Below are 18,207 nucleotides of genomic sequence, written 5' to 3' on the forward strand. Positions count from 1 at the left end.
AAAAGCTTCAAAAAGAATGCCGCCTTTTTGAAAAAAGGCGGCACCCGAAAACTTTTACTGCTTTCTCAATAATCGCCCGGCGATCATTCGCCGCCGTTATCGGCGGGCTGGAACGGCATGACCGGGTATTTGCCGCTCTTGGCAATTTCTTCGGGATCTTCGGTCGCGGCGGGGAGGTACACCGACGGCAGCGCCTGATTCAGATAGGTCACGACCTGGTCGCTGATATCAAGGCTGTTGTCATGCAGGGCGGCAGTACCAGCCTGCAGCACCATGGTCATGCCGCGGGCTGAGGCAATGGCGCTGACAATCTGCTGCATTTCACGCTGCACCTGATTCAGGGCAACCTGCGCGTCTTCTTCCAGAATCCGGTTCCGGTTACCGAATTTGGTGCGATCGGCGTTCACGCGCTTCTGCAGTTCCTGCTGCTGTTCGGGCGTGGGGGCCTTGCCTGCCTTGATGATGGACTGGCGTAGGGCCTGAAGCTGTCCATCCTCGGCCCGGACGTCACGCACCAGTGCTTCGCGCCGGGTGCCCAGTTCGGTCTGCAGCTTCTGCACGGCAGTGGACTGCGCCATGATCTGCTGGGTGTTGAAAATGCCGATGACAGGGGCCACAGGCTTCGTGCCCGGGGGCAGCGGCTTGAATTCCGGCACGGGCGGCATGGGCAGTATGGGGGCCTGCTGCTGGCCGCCACCGGCATCCTGCGCCATGGCAAGGACAGGGGTCAGGGCAAGTGCCGCCCCACAAACCGCGCCACATAGCCGCGCGTATCCGGTCCGGGCCATAATGCTGCTGCGCATACCTGTCATTATCCGATCCATTATTGTTCCGCTATCGTGGTTTCTGCGTAGCGGATCGTATGGCGAATGAACATACCCGCACAGCCCAAAAAACGCATTTTCCCCTAAATGCGCTCCGCATCACAGCGTTACAGCCGCCAGATCAGCGGGGTATGCGACAGGAAAATCAGGCACAGCCCCCCAAGGAACAGGACACGGAACCCGCGATTGGCCCCTTTTTCCAGAAGTTCGTCACGGGTGATGATCTGCATGAAGGAATCGGATATGCCGCCGCGCGCCTCTTCCGGCAGGGCGGCCAGCCTGCCACGCCATTCGTTGCGGTGCCGCGCCTGCTCGGTATGGGAAATGTTGGCGCGGCGATAGAGGCTGTCCACGTATTCGTCCAGATCCTCGATCCGGAACATGACCCCGCTCTTGTTGCGCATGGCGGCGTGCGGCCCCGCATTCACCAGACGCAGGCTGCGCAGCCGCAGCAGCGTGATGCCCACATACTCCGCAGCCTCGCGCACCGACAGCATGCGCTTGAGGGGGAACATGTGAACTGTCGCCTGCGGATCGCCTACGCTATCGGATGATGGGGGAAGGCTCATGATGTCCCAAAGGGTCAACCATCCATCCGGACCAAGTCAATCGGAATATGGCCCCTGCCTGCCCGCCCGCGACATATGACCCATGCAGCGTGTCATGAGCCAGGTGCTAGCGGCAGACCCGTCGGCTGCCATCGGCGGCGATATAGGTGCCGGTCTGCGCATCGAAACACGCATTGGCGGCACAACTGCTGGTGGTGGGGGTGATGTCGGGGTGCACGGTGGCGCCGATGCTGTTCGCCTCCCGTGCGGCATGGCCACATAGCGGCGTATCCGCAGGGGCCGAAGGGTCATTGGTCAGGATGGTGCCCTGTGGCGGCGCGCCTTCTTCCCCCGTCAGTCCGGGGGCGAAATCCTGTGGCGGGATGCGCCCCGGCGTTGTGGCCTGCCCCACGGCGGGACGGGGGGCGGACCGGTGCGCCGCGTGCCCCGCGCATCCCGCCAGCAGCAGGGCGGCGCCCATGGCGCAGAATCGTGTCGTTATCGTCATGTTTCGTGCCCGTATGTGCATTACAGATCCAGATGCCCCTGCTGCCTGTCCTCCGCCCCGATGGGACGGGCGGCGACCTGGCCATCGGCAAAGGTCAGGGTCACCTGTTTCGCCCGGCGCGCCTGCGCCGCATGCGCCAGCGGTTTGCCCGCGCTGTCGGTCACCAGCACATAGCCGCGTTCCAGCACGGCCTGCGGGGAAAGGGAAGCCAGTTGTCCCGCCGCCCCGGCAAGGCGGCTGGCGCTGGCGCGCAACTGCGCCACCAGCATGGCGGGCGGCACGCGCAGCCCCCGCAATGTGGACACGCGGCGGTGCAGGTATCCGGCCATCGCCTGCTGGCACGCAGCATCAACCCGCGCAAGGTCGGCGCGGCGCAGTGCAAGAACCATCTGCGGCGCGGGCAGCCGGTCGGACGCATTGCGCAGGCGGCTGCGCAGCTGTTCCATGCGTGTCGGCAGCGCCAGATCCAGCCGGTAAGCCCGATCATCCAGTCGCCGCCGGGCGTTTTCCACCACGGCGGGCAGATCCGGCAGCCCCGCCGCCGCCCGGTCCAGACGCGCGCACGCCAGTTGCAGCGTGCGCCCAAGTCCACCGCGCAGGCGCGCGTCACGCTGCGCCAGGTCCGCCTCCAGTTCGGCACGCACCGGCACCGCCATTTCGGCTGCCGCCGTTGGCGTGGGCGCGCGACGGTCAGACACGAAATCAACCAGGGTCGTATCCGTTTCATGCCCGACGGCGGAAATGACCGGAATGCGGCACGCCGCCACCGCGCGCAGCACCGCTTCGTCATTGAAGGCCATGAGGTCTTCCAGCGACCCACCCCCACGCGCGACGATCAGCACATCAGGGCGCGGCACCGTGCCGCCACCCGTAATCGCGTCAAAACCCGTAATGGCATGGGCGATCTGTTCGGCGGCACCCTCCCCCTGCACCGCCACCGGCCAGACCAGAACGGGATGGGGAAAGCGGCGGGCAATGGTAGTGCGGATATCATGCAGCACCGCACCCTGCGGTGACGTGACCACCCCGATCACACGCGGCAGGAAGGGCAGTAGCCGCTTGCGGTCCGCATCGAACAGGCCTTCCGCCGCAAGGCGCAGGCGCAGGCGTTCGATCCGGGCCAGCAGCGCACCCTCGCCCGCGTATTCCAGCCGGTCGATCACCATCTGGTAGGAAGAGCGTTCGCCATAGGCGGAAATCCGGCCCGTGGCGATGACCTCCACCCCGTTTTCCGGCTTCAGCCCCAGCCGGGGCACGGTGCCCCGCCAGACGACGGAGGATAGCTTGCCCCCTTCATCCTTGAGCGCAAAATACAGGTGCCCGGACCGTGCACGCATGAATTCCGTGATTTCACCACGCACGCGAATGCGGCCGAACGTGCCTTCAAGCACACGGCGGATGGCCCCTGAGATCTCGGCGACCGAAAATTCAGGGGTATTGCCGCCCATGGCGCGGCCGGAGTCGGGAAACTGTTCATCCATCCGCGCAAGGTATGATAGAGACGGCCACCCCGAAAGGGCAGAGATGAAAAACGGGAGAAACGAGTGATGCGGGTGCTGCTGGTTGGATCAGGCGGACGGGAACATGCCATGGCCGCTGCCATTGCGCGGTCGCCATTGCTTGATGCCCTGTTCATTGCGCCGGGCAACCCCGGCACGGCAGTGCTGGGCACGAACTGTCCCGTCCGCGCCGATGACGTGCCGGGCCTGATCGCGCTGGCGCAGCGTGAACGCATCGACCTGATCGTGCCCGGCCCCGAAGCGCCGCTGGTGGCGGGCATTGCCGATGCCTGCGCCAAAGCGGGCATCGCCTGCGCCGGTCCCACGCAGGCTGCCGCCGCACTGGAAGGCAGCAAGACCTTTACCAAGGAAGTCTGTGATGCGGCGGGCATCCCCACCGCGCGGTGGGAACGCTTTGACGCGGCCGCCCCTGCGCTGGATTACGTGCGCCGCCATGGTGCGCCGGTCGTGGTGAAGGCCGATGGTCTTGCGGCAGGCAAGGGCGTGGTCGTGGCGCAGAGCGTGGCAGAAGCCGAGCAGGCGATTACCGACATGATGACCGACGGCACGCTGGGACAGGCGGGCCACAGCGTGGTGATCGAGGACTGCCTGATGGGCGACGAGGTTTCCCTGTTCGCCTTCTGCGCGGGGGAAACCGCCGTACTGATCGGTGCGGCACAGGACCACAAGCGCATTGGCGATGGTGACACCGGCCCCAATACCGGCGGCATGGGCGCGGTTTCCCCCCCCACCGGGTTTGACCACGCGCAGCAGGAAGCGGCGCTGGACCTGCTGGTGCGCCCCATGCTGCGTGAAATGGCGCGTCGCGGTACGCCGTTCACCGGCATCATTTTCGCGGGCCTCATGCTGACCCCGACCGGCCCACAGCTGATCGAATACAATGTCCGCCTTGGCGACCCGGAAGCGCAGGCCCTGCTGATCCGTCTGGAAAGCGACCTGCTGGCCGCCCTTGCCGCTGTGGCGAAGGGCCAGCTGGAACACACCGATATCCGCTTTTCCAGCCAGTCCTCGATAAGCGTGGTCATGGCCGCGCGTGGCTATCCCGGCAAGCCGGTGACGGGCGGCGTGATCCGTCATATTGCGGCGGCCGAGGCCATGCCGGGCGTGCATGTGTTCCAGGCGGGCACGAAACGGGATGCGGCGGGCGAACTAGTGGCGGCAGGTGGTCGCGTTCTGGCGGTCTGCGCCACGGGGGACACGCTACGGCAGGCGCGTGACCGGGCGTATGAGGCCATAAAGGCCATTGACTGGCCCGATGGCATTTACCGCCATGACATCGGCCTGCGCGCGCTTAACGCACAGGGCTGACCGTACGACCCTGCCGCACCATTTCCCCTGCATCCGCATGGATGTCGGGGGCGTTGCGGTAGAACCATGTTACGTTGCATAGACGCAACAGATGACTCCCGCCTGAAAAGCCGCTGCCATGCCCCCCCGATCCCCCCCTGTCCTGACCGAAGGCGAAGGCCTGCATGGCGCGGCCCGCGTCCGCGCTGTGACGGCGGTGGCGCTGTCGGTGCTGCTGGCGCTGCTGGATTACGCCATCGCCAACGTCGCACTGCCCACCATTGCGCAGGATATTCATGTCTCGCCCGCATCAGCGGTGTGGATCGTCAATTCCTACCAGCTGGCCAGCGTGGTCTCGCTCCTGCCCATGGCGGCACTGGGGTCACGCATCGGCTTTGCGCGGCTGTGCCAGATCGGGCTGGCGCTGCTGACGGTGGCGTCACTGTTCTGCGCGCTGTCGCATTCGCTGCTCATGCTGGCACTGGCGCGCGCGGTACAGGGCGTGGGTGGTGCGTGCATCATGAGTGTCAGCATCGCGCTGATCCGCTTCATCTATCCCCATGCCATCCTTGGTCGCGGCATTGCACTGAATGGCGTAATGGTGGCGCTGGGCGTAGGCGGGGGGCCGACGGTGGCCTCCATCATCCTGACGGTCGCCACATGGCCATGGCTGTTCCTGATCAACATTCCGCTGGGGCTGACGGCCCTTGTGCTGGCACTGGTTTCCCTGCCGCGCACGCCCATCAGCGCGGGCACGTTTGACGGGATCAGCGCCCTGCTGAACGTGCTGGCCTTTGGCGCGCTGATCATGGCGGGGGATTCGGTGGCGCACCATGCGGGCATGCCACAGGTCATCGTGCTGCTGTTGACCGGGATTGTCGCGGGCTGGCTGCTGGTGCGCCGCCAGCGTGGGCGCGCACATCCCATGTTTCCGGTGGACATGTTGCGTATTTCCGCCTTCCGCATGGGCACGCTGGTGGGATTCGTAGCCTTTGTGTCCTCCAACCTGTTCATGATCTCGTTTCCGTTCACGCTGCAGTCCATGTTCCATTACCCGCCATCCATCGTGGGGCTGCTCATGACACCGTGGCCGGTCGGCATCATGGCCGTCGCCCCCGTCATAAGCAGGCTGACGGACCGGGTACCGGCCGCCATCCTGTCATCAGTCGGGCTGTTCATGACTTCGATGGGGTTCCTGACGCTCTATTTCCTGCCGCCCCATCCGCAATGGTACGACATTGCGTGGCGCATCACGATCGCGGGCATGGGCTTTGGTGTTTTCCAGCCCCCCAACAACCGCATCATGATGATTACCGCGCCACCGGGGCGTTCGGGCAGCGCATCGGGCATGGTGCAGATCGCGCGCCAGTGCGGACAGGCCACCGGGGCCATGTGCGTGGCCATGGCCTTTGGCCTGATCGCGCATGACGCGGAACGTAGCTGCCTGGGCTTCGGGTCGGCTGTCGCCTTCATCGGCATGCTGTGCAGCGCCAGCCGGCTGATCAGCCGCCGGGCGGCATCGCCAACAATTTCAAAATAAAGGAAATTTCAAGGTATTGCGGTTTTTCAAAAAAGTGGCGTCCCTTGAAGCTTCTTGAAAAAAAGCTTCACCAAAAACGTCTTCACACAGGGTCAGGGGGCGGCGCGTTCGTCCACCCTGTCCACCACGCTTTCGACATCCGGCGCGCTTTTTCCCACAATCAGGTTCATCAGCACGCCCGACAGGATACACAGCAGCACGCCATTGCCCAGTAGCAGTCGCGCCAGCCCGTTCAGGTGGGTAAAAAGATCCGGGCACGCCATGGGCAGAACACCCAGACCGATGGACACGGCGGCAATCAGGCCATTGCGCGTGCCCTCGAAACGGACATGCAGCAGTTCGCGTATGCCACCAATGGTGGTCATGCCGAACATGACCAGACCACATCCCCCCAGCACCGGCGGTGGCAGGGCCGCGATCAGCGCACCCAGCTTGGGAAACAGGCCCAGCCCGATCATGACCACGCCAGCGGCGGCCACGACAAAGCGGCTGCGGATATCGGTTATGGCGATCAGCCCGGTATTCTGCGTAAAAGCGTTGTAGGGAAAGCTGTTGAACGTCCCGCCCAGCATGGTGGACAGGCCATCGGCCCGCAACGCGCCCGCAATGGTGGCGTCGGTCACCGGCACATCGACCACGCGGCCAATGGCCAGGCAGTTTCCGGTGGTTTCGGCCACGATGATGACCATGCTCAGCAGCATGATGACCACCGGCATGGCATGGAATTCAGGCAGGCCGAATGCAAAGGGCATGCTGACGGCAAACCACGGGGCATCGGCCACCATGCCATAATGCCCCATGCCGCACAGGGCCGCGAGGATACTGCCCGCGATCAGCCCCACCAGAACGCTGATATTGGCCACGAACCCCTTGCCCCATGCCTGCACCCCCACGGTGATGAGGATGGTGACAAACGCCAGGCCCAGGTTTGCAATACTGCCGAAACCGGGCGCACCGGGCGTGCCACCGCCAATCCACCGCCCCGCCACCGGCACCAGCGTCAGGCCGATGATGGTAATCAGGCACCCGATCACCACGGGTGGGAAAAACCGCATGAGCCGCGCCATGACCGGCGCCAGCACCACCATTGCCAGTCCCGCGCCAATGACCGCGCCAAAGACAGAGCGTACCCCGTATATCTGGCCGATCAGCAGCATGGACGCCAGCATGGCGAAGGATGACCCCTGCACAATGGGCAGGCGGGAGCCGAACCTGCCGATCCCGATGCTCTGTATGATCGTGGCGATGCCCGATGTCATCAGCCCGCAATTGATCAGCAGGACAGTCTGTGCCGGTGACAGATGCATGGCCGCGGCAAAGACCAATGGCACGGCGACCGTACCGGCGTACATGACCAGCGCATGCTGCAGGCCAAAGGCAAACAGCATGCCTGCGGGCAGCATTTCATCAACGGGGTGTACCGGGCCTGTTTTCACAATCCATTTCCCATACTGACTGCCCCCGCGTTTTCACCACGGCGGGACAGCATTGACACAAAGAACCCCGCCTTTTGGAAAAAAGGCGGGGTTTGCCGTGTGTGATGACGATCAGAAGGAAGTGGAAATCGTGCCGGTCATGGTGAAGCGCGGCTCGACCATGAAGGAGTTGCCGTCTGCTGCACGACCCGTGGGGCTGGATGCACCATAGAACACCGGGTAGCTGCCACTCTGGCTGCCGGCATGATAGATGGCCCCCATGGCCCCTGTCCGCACGATGGAGCCGGTCAGGTTGGTAAAGTTCAGCTTGAAAGAAGGCGACTTGGCATACATGAACGGCTTGAAGTGATACCCCAGCGACAGGGTATCGGTCACGTAGCCGGGCATGCGCTCACTGTTGTCCAGCGCGACAGACTGCGGACCCGTGTAGTGCACGGCAGCATTGGCAAAGAAACCCTTGTATTTATAGGTCAGGCCAAAGTTTGCCATCACATGCGGCGCCATGATGGCCTGCTGGCCTTTTGCCGCAATCGTCTTGCCGTAGCTGGCATCAAACGGGTTGGAGTCCACCACATTGGAATCCTGCGTTGCGTGCAGGTATTCAAACGAAGCGTAGGGACTGAACCCGTGGAACGGGCGGCTAGCGATCATGACGTCAAAGCCACGCATGGTCTGGTTGCCACCCTCGATCGGCATGTACTGGTTGGCGCCCAGATAGGTGCTGAGAATACGGTTCGTCACATTGTAGTTGAACAGTGACAGGTCAAGCATCACGTATTTGTCGTGATAGCGATAACCCAGCTCTTCCTTGATGGAATACTGGTTTTTCAGCATGGGTGAACCCGTCGTGGGTGACAGCCAGCCCAGATCCGTAGCACTCGGCTGACGGTAATCACCTTCGGCATTCACATAGATCTGGTGATGATCGTTGAAAGTGTAGCTGATGGAAAGCTGCGGCAGGGGTTCGGTCGTATTGGCGCCGTTATGGCCCGTTTGGTGCCCATTCTGGCCATAAACCCACTTGCGCGCATCGGAATTGGCTGCCCAGCCCTTGTTCCATGCATCAGACATGACGAATTTAAAGCCCGCATGGATCTGCAGCTTGTCGTTAAAGTACTTCGCGGTATCCTGAATGAACAGCGAATGCAGTTCATAACCGGCATCAACACCGGTAATACCGTACCCATTGGCGGCCGTACCCTGATATTGCTGCCAGTTGGGGCTGGGTGCTGCCCCGTTCGCCATGGTGTACCCGGTGGGATAATTCTGGATGGTCTGGTTGTTTTCATACCAGTACCCAAACGAAAGATGGTTGTGCCGATCGATGTCGTAACTCACCTTGGCGACCGCACCGACCTGCCGGGCTTCGTTTTCCAGGAAATAGCTGGTGTAGTTGCGGTTTTCGGACGCACTCCAGTTCTGGCCGTACAGGGTATTGTTCCCCGGTGAGGCATCCCACCCCTGACCGAAGCTGAAATAAGGCTGCAGGTCGAAGGCGAATTTTGCAGGCAGCACGACATGGATCGGCGCCGTCAGGAAGATCTGGTTCCAGTGGTCGTTATTGTTTTTCCAGTAGTTATCGCTGGTCGGGTCGGAATTACGGCCGTAACCGGTGCCCGTGTGCTTGTAGTTATAGAACGCCGTGCTGTCGGGATAGGCGTCGATGGTGAAGTCCTCGGAGTTCCATGACACAAACAGCTTGGCATTGGATCCGTTGGCCCAGTCCTTCTGCAGCCCGAAATCAATATGCTTGCGCTGGTTGATACCAGATCCCATCCACGAACGTGAATGCGTGTTGGAGAACGAGAAGTAGCTACGGATACCGGTCCTGCCGATGTCACCCGATTCAAGGCGGATGAACTCACGCGACATGTTGTTCGTCCCGTAGGAGAAATCGGTCATGCCACCGAATTTGTGCGATGCCGTGTGAGAACGTTCGTTCATCACACCGCCTGCAGCGGACATGGCGGGCAGGTCCGTGGCGGAACTGCCGGGCGTGACCTCCACACTTTCCAGGTTTTCGGAATCGATATCTTCGTTAAGGTACTTCGCCGCTGCTGCTGGTGCGCCATCCAGCATAAGTCCCATATCCAGATCAGTCAGACCACGGGTCTGGATCTGGCCGCCTTCCATGCCCGACGGGTCGGGTGTGGTCACGTTCATGCTGGGCAGGTTCTTGACCAGATCCAGTGCGGTGCTGGTCGGGCTGCGCATTTCGATGAACTGCTTGCCAATGGTCTGGACCGCATGCGGCGCCGTTTCCAGCCGCATCATGCCGCCGCCGCCATCACGCGCCTGACGGGACGAGGCGACACGGATCATTTCCGGCCCCTGATGGTCCACGATACCTGCAGGCTGTGCCGGGGCGGCAGCCTTTGGTTGTGCCGCCGCAACATGTCGGGGCGTGACATGGCGGTGCTGCTGCGCCGGTGTGGTGGTGGGCGTGGCCGTCTGTGCCCACGCATCCGCCCCCGTGGCGATACAGACGGTCCCCACCAGGCAGGACATGGCACGCAGCCGTGTCTTCAGCCCCGGCATCCGCAGACCGGCAAGTCCGGCGCGCGCTCCCGTGACCCGTACCTGACGTTTTACTGCGCTATAGATATCCCGGCCCGTCTTCATGTATTCCCCCGCAAATATATGTGGTGCCCGCGCTCACGGACACAGCCATACGGTTTCCAGTGGCAGCCATCCCCGTCTGCCTTCCTGTCCACAGCCCCGTCCCGTCCGGTCATGTGAAGTAATTACGGAAACTGAACATCCCGCCTGTCTGTTGACTTATGAAATACACATGCGCAGGCAAAGTTTAAAAAATGCAACACGCTGTTTATCTATCTGACCATAGGCCGCCGACCCCGACGGGTATCAGCACGTATCCCGCACAAATACAACGATTTTTGCATTTTTTCTGTTTTGGGGAACAGGTGTCGGGCGGCCTGGAACACGCTGAACAATGTGGTCTGTGTGTCTTTGATACCACAGGGTAAATCACCAGAATGCCTTAAAAAACAGCATTTCTTACGGCTGGAACCGGGCATAAAAAAACGGCCCCTCCCGAAGGAGGGGCCGTTGCGCTGATTGTTATACAGTAATCAGGAACTGACTGGCTTACTGCGCATCCATGAACTGATCGCTGCCCATGATACCCAGCTTGCTCACACCCAGGCGCTGCGCATCCGCCAGCACCTTCGCCACGACCTTGTAGCTGGCCAGGCGATCGGGATGGATGTGCATTTCCGGCTGGACCGGCTGGGCTGCCGCGTCCTTGAAACGGGCCTGAAGGTCCGCGTCACCGGCAACGGGTTCGCCATTCCACGTGATGGTGTTGTCAAAATCGATCGCCACCGTGTCCACAACCGGATCCGGAGCGGTGGAAGGCGGGGGATTGCCCTGCGGCAGATCGATCGAGACCGAATGCGTCTGGAGCGGAATGGTGATGATCAGCATGATCAACAGCACCAGCATGACGTCAATCAGGGGCGTGGTATTGATATCGACAATACCTTCGTCCTCGGTCGTGCTGTCTGAGCCGATATTCATGCCCATGGTCTACTCTCCCGAAATTGGCCGGGGCACACAGGCCCCGGCCGGGAATGGATATCAGCCGTGCGGCTGCTCGGTAATGAAGTCGATGTGGATGATACCCGCCTGCTGACAGGCTGCAATCACCTTGCCCACACCTTCATATTTCGCCGCCTGGTCACCACGGATCTGGATCTGTGGCTGCGGGTTTTCCGCCGCCACGTGTTCCAGATGGGATTCCAGGTCGGCATAACTGGTAAGCGGCGTTTCGTTCCAGTATGCCTGCCCCTGCGGGGTCACCGCGATGACGATGTTGTTCATCATCGTCCGGGTGGGCTGGTTAGCATCCATGGGGAGGCTAACCTTGATGGTATGTGTCGCGACGGGGATGGTGATCAGGAAGATGATCAGCAGCACCAGCATGACATCGACAAGCGGTGTGGTGTTGATGGCGGACACCACCTCGTCTTCATCGCTGCCACCTCCAACTTGCATACCCATGATCAGGCCACCCGGTTATCGATAGTCGTCGTGGTCGGGGAGTTGTCCGGATGAATGGTGATGTCCGCACCATGGCGATAACCACCCATCAGGATCGACTGCACGTCAGCGGCGAAGTTGCGGATCTTGTCCATTGCACCCTTGTTGCGGCGGACCAGCAGGTTGTAGCCCAGAACCGCAGGCACGGCGGTGCCCAGGCCGATGGCGGTCATGATCAGCGATTCACCAACCGGACCGGCAACCTTGTCGATCGAGGCCTGCCCCGCGATGCCGATGGCCGTCAGCGCGTGATAGATGCCCCAGACGGTCCCGAACAGACCCACGAACGGGGAGGTCGAACCCACGGTGCCGAGGAAGGCAAGGCCGCCCTGCAGCTTGGTCTGGATCACGTCAACCGAACGCTGGATGGACATGGTGGTCCAGGAATGCAGGTCGATGGATTCCTGCATCGTGCCTTCGTGGTGTTCGGCGGCCTTGACGCCGGTATCGGCGATATAGCGGAACGGGGAGTTCGCGGGCAGGGCGGCAGCACCGTCCTTGATGGAACCCTTGGTCCAGAAATCGCTCATCACCTGCTTGGCGGCGTTCATGACACGCGCCTGCTCAAAGAACTTGGTGATCATGATGTACCATGTGCCAAGCGACATGAAGACCATGATCAGCAGGACGCCACGGGCGATGAAGTCACCATTGGCCCAAAGCGCGCCAAGGCCGTACGGGTTACCCTCGGGCGCCTTGGGGGCGTCGGCCGGCGGGGCTTCAGCAGCGGGGGCAGGCGCAGGCGCCGGTGCGGCATCGGCCGGAGCGGCTGCCTGCGGGGCCGGGGCGTCCGCGCCGGGTGCCGGGGTGGCGGCAGCGCCGCTGCCATCGGTTGCAGGGGCGGAAACCGCCGGTGCCGTGGCCGCATCGCTAGCGGCCGGGGCGGCATCCTGGGCCAGCGCGGCAAGCGGGGAAGCCGCGCACAGCATGGCAGCGAAAGCAGCCGAGGCAACAAGAGTGTGTTTACGATGCAGTCTGATCATTTAACCAAAATCCTCTGGAGCAGGATGTTTTTTCCGAGGCGGCGGGGTGCTGCCGGCCCCCGCCGTGCCTGACCTAACATTCAGGCTCAGTCATTCAGACTGAACGTGATCGTATAGAGATGGTGGAACTCCTTGACGGGCACACCATTTTTGACAGCCGGCGCATAACGCGAACGGCGGACTGCCTTCAGCGCGGCGTCAGCGAATGCCTGACCGCCCTTTACATTGACCACCTGGCAGTTGCTGGTGACACCGCTGGGTTCCACGTCACATGCCACGGACACAACGCCTTCACGACCTTCTTCCGACATTTCTTCCGGATATTCCGGAACGACATGGTTCAGCGGCGACGTGCCGGCCATGTGATCGGGTACCGGCGGGGCGTTGGACACGGGCGCATCAGCCGGCGGGGTCGCCTTTGCGGGCGGCATCGCCTTCGGCGGCTTCGTGTGGGTCACCTTCATCGGCGGCGGCGGCGTCGGCACCTGGATCTTCGGCGGCGGAATATACGGCGGCGGCGGCTGCGTAATTTCCGGCGGCGGTGGCGGTGGCGGCGGCGGTGGCGGCGGTGGCGGCGGTTCCTTGATCATGTGGACCTGCACCGGCGGCCGCGGCGGTTCCTTGGGTGCATCCGGCGGGGAGCTAAGCCCGAACAGGAGCGCCAGCACCAGCAGCCCTTCAAACACCAGGACAAGCGCGAAAACGATTACCTTTTGTAGTCTATTATCACTCTGTTCCGCATACGTCATACCCATACCTCACTCAGAACGGCATAGTTTTAGGAAGGAATTATTACAGAATTTGTTCTGGATGTTCTGATTTCACCAATTTTACTACGGGAGTATGACCAGATTTCTACGAAACGACTGATGCGATCCGCCTTGTTCTCCCCGGCTCAACCCTGAAGCACGATACCCCCCCTTTCCGGCGGAACGGAAAGGCACGACCATCGCCACCTCCGGCAGTGCATATGCCAATGCATGGACATCGCATGCACCCTGCCCTGACAGGCCAAGCCACTCATTCATCACGCTTTATCCATAAACATTATTAACATCTCGAAATCAACCCTGATCTTGTATGAAATAATCTCGGTATGAACGTCCTGCCCGACACATCATGGCCCATGGCGCGAAACGCCTTATGAAACAGCCCCTGTCAGTGCCCGGCAGGCCAGTAAAAAACTCTTGCCTGCCAGCTTGATCAAAAAAAAATCCCAGTCAAGCAAACTGTTAAAAAATGAAGGAAAAAAATCTGCCATTCCTGCTGGAATGTCCCGTTTCCCCACAAAACGTTGCTATTTCGATACAAAATAGCAGTCGGCAAATATAAGCTGCAACGATAAATTCATTTCACTGTATTTTCAGGTGAAATGAATCAGCTCCCGTCCCGCCCTGTCCGGGTCGCCATGCCGCTGAAACGGGGCAGCGTTTCCGGTGCGGCCTGATAGGCCAGCGCCTCCCCCTGCTTCACCATTTCCAGACAGGCGGCGAACGTACTGCTCCATGCCGAACGCCGCTGTCCTGATGACATTTCGGCAGCCGGACCCGCGCGCACGGAATCGGGCAGCATCCGGTCCAGTGATACCGGCTCGTCACGGGCCTGCGCCAGACATGTGCGTACACGCGCGCGGGCGTCCTCCACGGAAAACAGGTCAAGCTGCACGGGGGCGTAGAACGGTGTCTCAACCGGCATGACGCCCCAGTTCCCGTCGAATACCGCAAGGCATCCCCACAGGAATTCGATCCGGTCCACTTCCCACTGCACCGATTCGTCCCCTTCGGGGGCAACCGCGCCGCCAAAGGCATGTACATCACGGCCAAGCTGTTCGCGCACCGCAAGCCAGCCGGCAAGGCGGACGGCATCCTCCGCCGCCAGAAGGCGGGTGCGCAGGTCGGCTGCTTCCTGTGTCGCCTGCTGCTGGCGCGGATCATCCGCAGGCAGCATGAGGCGCGAACGCAGCAGCAGCAGCCCCGACGCCATGACCGCCCACTGCGCCTTGATCCCCAGCGGCAGCGATGTATGCGTACGTGCCGCTTCGGCCAGCTGGTCGATCAGGGTAACGATATCCAGCCGCGCCAGGTCGATTTCGCGCGCATGCGCCAGTTGCAGCAGGTGCGACAGGCCACCGTGGTAGATATCGAGTACAATGACCGGGTCGCCATCGGGCAGCTTTCCGCTGAACAGGTCGGCCTGCCCCGTCATGCCAGCGACCGTTCCGACAGGCGGAATGTCAGGGTGGGATAATGTTCCTCCATCCGGCGGATCACGGGGGCAGGCGTGCCCATGCGGGTGAAAAAGCCATACACCATGGCCCGGTGGCCACGCGGCAGTCGGCGGCCCGCCTTGCGCCCCGGCAGATGGCGCACCTGCCGCGGCGCTTCGGTCAGGCCCCAGTTATCGCGCAGCCAGGACCGCGCATCGGGATGGGTGGCGCCAAGCTGGAGAATCCGCTCCGGCACCGGGACAAGCTGGTGGAAATCCAGCGGGCAGGCCTTTTCCGCCCGCAGGCCCAGCCGGGCGTGACGGGCCTCCGCCGCCGCGCGGAACTGGCGCGCCAGGATCCGGCAGCCGTCAATGGACAGCCCGGCCCGCCCGCGCGCGGGCGAATTGGCGCCGATCGCCAGCGCGAACATGTCTTCCTCCACCCGTTCGGCGTCAAACGGCCATGGGATCAGGCCGGGACCGGCGGCCTCCGCCACAAAGGCGTCCATGCCCGCATCCGGCCCGTAGACCAGCAGGTGCCACCATTGCCATGGCGAGGGTTCAGCCGGCTGCGGCCACGCGGAAAGCGGACGCCGCCCCCGTCTTCCCGGTGTGCGCCGCGCAGTCTCGGCGGTCTCCTCCTCCCGTGCGGTGGCAGGGGGCAGGTCAGCCCAGGGCAGGCGCAGGTTTTCAGTCATGGGCCAGCAGGCGTTCATAAGGGCGCAGGGCGCGCGGGTCACGATAACGGGTATGCTGGCATAGCGCGTCGGTTTCCATGCCCTGCCGCAATGCCGCGACAATATAGCCAGAGCGCAGGGCATGCGCGCTTAACGTCGCAACGATATCCGGCTGGATTTCCGCCATCAGCGCGCGGCGTTGCAGGATACGGGTCACGGCGTACGGGGTCAGCGCACGGCCGCCCACGCGCTCCCCCTTGGAAATGGCGCGGAACAGCGGTCCGGTCTGCCGGTGCGCCACATGCTGCCACGCGGCGAACGCCGCGGCAGGACACAGTGCGCCATCGGGTGACAGGGGCAGGGTGACGGACTGTGCGGCATCTTCTTCCCGAATGGTCAGCACGACCGCCGTACGGTCAACGCGCACGTCTTCCACCTGCAGTCCCACCAGTTCCGAACGCCGCAGCGCCCCCGCGAAACCGAACAGCAGCAGGCAACGGTCCCGCAGGCCCCGTGGGGATCCGTCCGCACAGCATTCAACCATGGCGCGCAGCATGTCCGGCGTCACCACCGCAGGCGGTGCGGCCTGGCGGCTGGCACGTTCGGTCATGTCTGTCACCGCCGCGCGGAGAACGGGGTCGGTCACGTCCCACGCCATGTCGTTAAAACGGTGCATCTTGCCAATCGCAGCCAGCCTGCGCCGGATGGTGGCAGGCGCGAATTCGGTCAGGCTGCGCAGATAGGTCGCCACGACCTGCGCTGTGGCGGGAATGGGGGACACGGCATGGACCGCGCACCAATTGGTGAAATGCACCCAGTCCGCACGATAGGCACGCAGGGTGGCCACGGCTTCGCGCGCGGGGGCGGCGATATCACTGGCCCCTGTCATGGGCTGCTCCTGTATCGTGACCGTGTCAGACCAGTTCCATCCGGTTGACATCCACCATGCCGAAATCCGTGATCTTGAGGTGCGGGATGACCGGCAGCGGCAGGAAGGCCAGTTGCAGGAACGGCTCATCAAGCTGACAACCCAGCGCGCGGGCGGCGGCGCGCAGTACCTCCAGCTGGTCGCGCACGGTCTCGAACGGGGCGTCGCTCATCAGGCCCGCCACCGGCAATGGCATGTCCGCCCCCACTTTCCCGTCGCGCACCACGACAAAGCCGCCGCCTGTTTTTTCCAGATGGTTGACCGCAATCGCCATATCCGCGTCATTCATGCCCACCACACAGATATTATGACTGTCATGCCCGACCGAGGATGCCAGCGCGCCCCCCGACAGGCCGAATCCCTTAACAAACCCGCGCCCGATATTGTCATTGTACCCATGCCGCGCCACCACGCATATGCGCGCGATATCCTGCGCCGGGTCAGGCTGGACAATGCCACCCGCCACCGGCAGGTCGGCATGCAGGAACGGGGTGATGATCTGCCCCGGCAGCAGACCGATCACCGGGCGCTGCGTGCCACTGCCCGCAATCTGCATGTCTTGCGCACTGACGGGCGCGGGCAGGCTTATGCTGTCAGTACCGACGGGGGGAATGATGTCACGCGTGGCAAACAGCGCATCATTCACCAGCCGCCCCGCGCTGATCACGTCCGATACCCGGCATTCCCGCAGGTCATCGAGCAGCACGATATCCGCCCGCCGGCCCGGCGCGATCATGCCCCGGTCGCGCAGGCCGAACGCGTTGGCCGCACTGAGCGAGGCGCTGCGATACGCCGCCAGCGGTTCCACCCCCAGCGAGATGGCAAGGCGGATCAGGTAATCCAGATGCCCCTCATGCGCGATTTCCAGCGGGTTGCGGTCATCCGTGCAGAAGGCGAAGAATGGCGATGTCACCGGATTGAGCAGCGGCACCAGCGCGCGCAGGTCCTTGCACACCGACCCCTCGCGGATCAGCACCATCATGCCCTTGCGCACCTTTTCCAGCGCTTCTTCCGCCGTCGTGGCTTCATGGTCGGTGGTGATGCCTGCCGACAGGTAACCATTGAGCTTACGCCCACGCAGCAGCGGCGCATGGCCGTCAATATGGCCGTCAGCAAAGGCCTCCAGCTTTTCCATGCAGACCGGGTCGCCATTCAGCACGCCGGGAATGTTCATGAACTCGGCCAGGCCAATGACCTTGGGGTGGTCGCGATACGGCAGCAGGTCAGCCGCCCCCAGTGTCGCACCCGATGTTTCAAGGGCAGTGGACGGAACACAGCTGGACAGGTTTACCCGCAGGTCCATGACCGTCCGCATGGCCGCTTCGGTAAAATAGTCCAGCGCCGGGCGACCCAGCACGTTGGCCATTTCATGCGGGTCGCATATGGCGGTGGTCACGCCATGGGGCAGGACGCAGCGGTCGAATTCAAACGGGGTGATGAGCGAGGATTCGACATGCAGGTGCGTGTCGATAAAGCCCGGCACGGCAATGCGGCCATGCCCCTCGATCACGTTTGTGCCCTCGTAATGATCCAGCGTGCCGACAATGGTGTCACCACATATGGCAATGTCGGTCGGCAGCAGTTCGCCCGTCACCAGATCGAACAGGCGGACATTGCGGATCACGGTATCCGCAGCCTTCCGTCCGCTGCCCTGTGCAATCCGATCGGAAATCACGCTACCTACCATGC

Annotated in this window: 16 protein-coding genes; 2 read left to right on the plus strand and 14 right to left on the minus strand. The window is 62.6% G+C overall.

Going from position 1 to position 18,207, the window contains the following annotated elements:
* Positions 1–83: 83 nt before the first annotated feature.
* The 4 genes from AC1RQ9_RS06270 to xseA form a co-directional block, all read right to left on the minus strand.
* A complete protein-coding gene (locus tag AC1RQ9_RS06270) occupies positions 84–803 on the minus strand; it encodes an OmpH/Skp family outer membrane protein (protein ID WP_193733314.1) in 720 nt (239 codons plus the stop codon).
* Positions 804–931: 128 nt separating this feature from the next.
* Positions 932–1,339 carry a DNA-binding protein gene (locus AC1RQ9_RS06275; RefSeq protein ID WP_193733313.1) on the minus strand — a complete coding sequence of 136 codons (408 nt, stop codon included), beginning with the start codon at positions 1,337–1,339 and terminating at the stop codon, positions 932–934.
* Between the two features lie 160 nt (positions 1,340–1,499).
* Positions 1,500–1,853: a BA14K family protein gene (locus AC1RQ9_RS06280; protein WP_193733312.1), complete on the minus strand. Its 354-nt coding sequence runs from the start codon at positions 1,851–1,853 to the stop codon at positions 1,500–1,502.
* Positions 1,854–1,900: 47 nt separating this feature from the next.
* Positions 1,901–3,361, minus strand: a complete 1,461-nt coding sequence (gene xseA, locus AC1RQ9_RS06285) for an exodeoxyribonuclease VII large subunit (RefSeq protein ID WP_485986036.1) — start codon at positions 3,359–3,361, stop codon at positions 1,901–1,903.
* 66 nt (positions 3,362–3,427) lie between these two features.
* Between xseA and purD the strand changes: the two genes are divergently transcribed.
* Together purD and AC1RQ9_RS06295 are read left to right on the plus strand one after the other, a co-directional pair.
* Positions 3,428–4,708 (plus strand): phosphoribosylamine--glycine ligase, encoded by a 1,281-nt coding sequence (gene purD, locus AC1RQ9_RS06290; protein ID WP_485986105.1) that lies wholly within the window; start codon positions 3,428–3,430, stop codon positions 4,706–4,708.
* A 118-nt stretch (positions 4,709–4,826) separates the two neighbouring features.
* Complete coding sequence (locus AC1RQ9_RS06295) at positions 4,827–6,227, plus strand: MFS transporter (RefSeq protein WP_485986038.1); 1,401 nt, start codon at positions 4,827–4,829, stop codon at positions 6,225–6,227.
* Between the two features lie 92 nt (positions 6,228–6,319).
* Here AC1RQ9_RS06295 and AC1RQ9_RS06300 read toward each other — a convergent pair whose 3' ends face one another.
* The 10 genes from AC1RQ9_RS06300 to ade form a co-directional block, all read right to left on the minus strand.
* Positions 6,320–7,663: a uracil-xanthine permease family protein gene (locus AC1RQ9_RS06300; protein WP_485986039.1), complete on the minus strand. Its 1,344-nt coding sequence runs from the start codon at positions 7,661–7,663 to the stop codon at positions 6,320–6,322.
* Positions 7,664–7,774: 111 nt separating this feature from the next.
* Entirely contained in the window at positions 7,775–10,285 is a 2,511-nt protein-coding gene (locus AC1RQ9_RS06305; protein WP_485986041.1) for a TonB-dependent receptor, read from the minus strand.
* 486 nt (positions 10,286–10,771) lie between these two features.
* Positions 10,772–11,209 carry an ExbD/TolR family protein gene (locus tag AC1RQ9_RS06310; RefSeq protein WP_193733277.1) on the minus strand — a complete coding sequence of 146 codons (438 nt, stop codon included), beginning with the start codon at positions 11,207–11,209 and terminating at the stop codon, positions 10,772–10,774.
* A 54-nt stretch (positions 11,210–11,263) separates the two neighbouring features.
* On the minus strand, positions 11,264–11,686 hold the full coding sequence (locus tag AC1RQ9_RS06315; protein WP_010508229.1) for an ExbD/TolR family protein: 423 nt from the start codon (positions 11,684–11,686) through the stop codon (positions 11,264–11,266).
* 2 nt (positions 11,687–11,688) lie between these two features.
* Positions 11,689–12,708 (minus strand): MotA/TolQ/ExbB proton channel family protein, encoded by a 1,020-nt coding sequence (locus AC1RQ9_RS06320; RefSeq protein ID WP_485986042.1) that lies wholly within the window; start codon positions 12,706–12,708, stop codon positions 11,689–11,691.
* Between the two features lie 86 nt (positions 12,709–12,794).
* Complete coding sequence (locus AC1RQ9_RS06325) at positions 12,795–13,463, minus strand: energy transducer TonB (protein WP_019085681.1); 669 nt, start codon at positions 13,461–13,463, stop codon at positions 12,795–12,797.
* 622 nt (positions 13,464–14,085) lie between these two features.
* Positions 14,086–14,913, minus strand: coding sequence for a segregation and condensation protein A (locus AC1RQ9_RS06330; RefSeq protein ID WP_485986043.1), 828 nt, complete (start codon positions 14,911–14,913; stop codon positions 14,086–14,088).
* On the minus strand, positions 14,910–15,611 hold the full coding sequence (locus tag AC1RQ9_RS06335) for a hypothetical protein (protein ID WP_485986044.1): 702 nt from the start codon (positions 15,609–15,611) through the stop codon (positions 14,910–14,912). The genes AC1RQ9_RS06330 and AC1RQ9_RS06335 overlap by 4 nt, the downstream gene beginning before the upstream one ends.
* On the minus strand, positions 15,604–16,479 hold the full coding sequence (locus AC1RQ9_RS06340; RefSeq protein WP_485986045.1) for a tyrosine-type recombinase/integrase: 876 nt from the start codon (positions 16,477–16,479) through the stop codon (positions 15,604–15,606). The genes AC1RQ9_RS06335 and AC1RQ9_RS06340 overlap by 8 nt, the downstream gene beginning before the upstream one ends.
* Positions 16,480–16,504: 25 nt before the next feature.
* Positions 16,505–18,205, minus strand: coding sequence for an adenine deaminase (gene ade / locus AC1RQ9_RS06345; protein WP_485986046.1), 1,701 nt, complete (start codon positions 18,203–18,205; stop codon positions 16,505–16,507).
* Positions 18,206–18,207: the final 2 nt, after the last annotated feature.

Source organism: Komagataeibacter ossonobensis, from assembly GCF_057359305.1.

Coding starts and splice junctions, on each gene's coding strand:
- AC1RQ9_RS06340 (WP_485986045.1), bottom strand. CDS start 16,479: ATGACAGGGGCCAGTGATATCGCCGCCCCCGCGCGCGAAGCCGTGGCC.
- AC1RQ9_RS06295 (WP_485986038.1), top strand. CDS start 4,827: ATGCCCCCCCGATCCCCCCCTGTCCTGACCGAAGGCGAAGGCCTGCAT.
- AC1RQ9_RS06280 (WP_193733312.1), bottom strand. CDS start 1,853: ATGGGCGCCGCCCTGCTGCTGGCGGGATGCGCGGGGCACGCGGCGCAC.
- AC1RQ9_RS06330 (WP_485986043.1), bottom strand. CDS start 14,913: ATGACGGGGCAGGCCGACCTGTTCAGCGGAAAGCTGCCCGATGGCGAC.
- AC1RQ9_RS06275 (WP_193733313.1), bottom strand. CDS start 1,339: ATGTTCCCCCTCAAGCGCATGCTGTCGGTGCGCGAGGCTGCGGAGTAT.
- AC1RQ9_RS06310 (WP_193733277.1), bottom strand. CDS start 11,209: ATGGGCATGAATATCGGCTCAGACAGCACGACCGAGGACGAAGGTATT.
- purD (WP_485986105.1), top strand. CDS start 3,428: ATGCGGGTGCTGCTGGTTGGATCAGGCGGACGGGAACATGCCATGGCC.
- AC1RQ9_RS06305 (WP_485986041.1), bottom strand. CDS start 10,285: ATGAAGACGGGCCGGGATATCTATAGCGCAGTAAAACGTCAGGTACGG.
- xseA (WP_485986036.1), bottom strand. CDS start 3,361: ATGGATGAACAGTTTCCCGACTCCGGCCGCGCCATGGGCGGCAATACC.
- AC1RQ9_RS06315 (WP_010508229.1), bottom strand. CDS start 11,686: ATGGGTATGCAAGTTGGAGGTGGCAGCGATGAAGACGAGGTGGTGTCC.
- AC1RQ9_RS06270 (WP_193733314.1), bottom strand. CDS start 803: ATGCGCAGCAGCATTATGGCCCGGACCGGATACGCGCGGCTATGTGGC.
- AC1RQ9_RS06335 (WP_485986044.1), bottom strand. CDS start 15,611: ATGACTGAAAACCTGCGCCTGCCCTGGGCTGACCTGCCCCCTGCCACC.
- ade (WP_485986046.1), bottom strand. CDS start 18,205: ATGGTAGGTAGCGTGATTTCCGATCGGATTGCACAGGGCAGCGGACGG.
- AC1RQ9_RS06325 (WP_019085681.1), bottom strand. CDS start 13,463: ATGGGTATGACGTATGCGGAACAGAGTGATAATAGACTACAAAAGGTA.
- AC1RQ9_RS06320 (WP_485986042.1), bottom strand. CDS start 12,708: ATGATCAGACTGCATCGTAAACACACTCTTGTTGCCTCGGCTGCTTTC.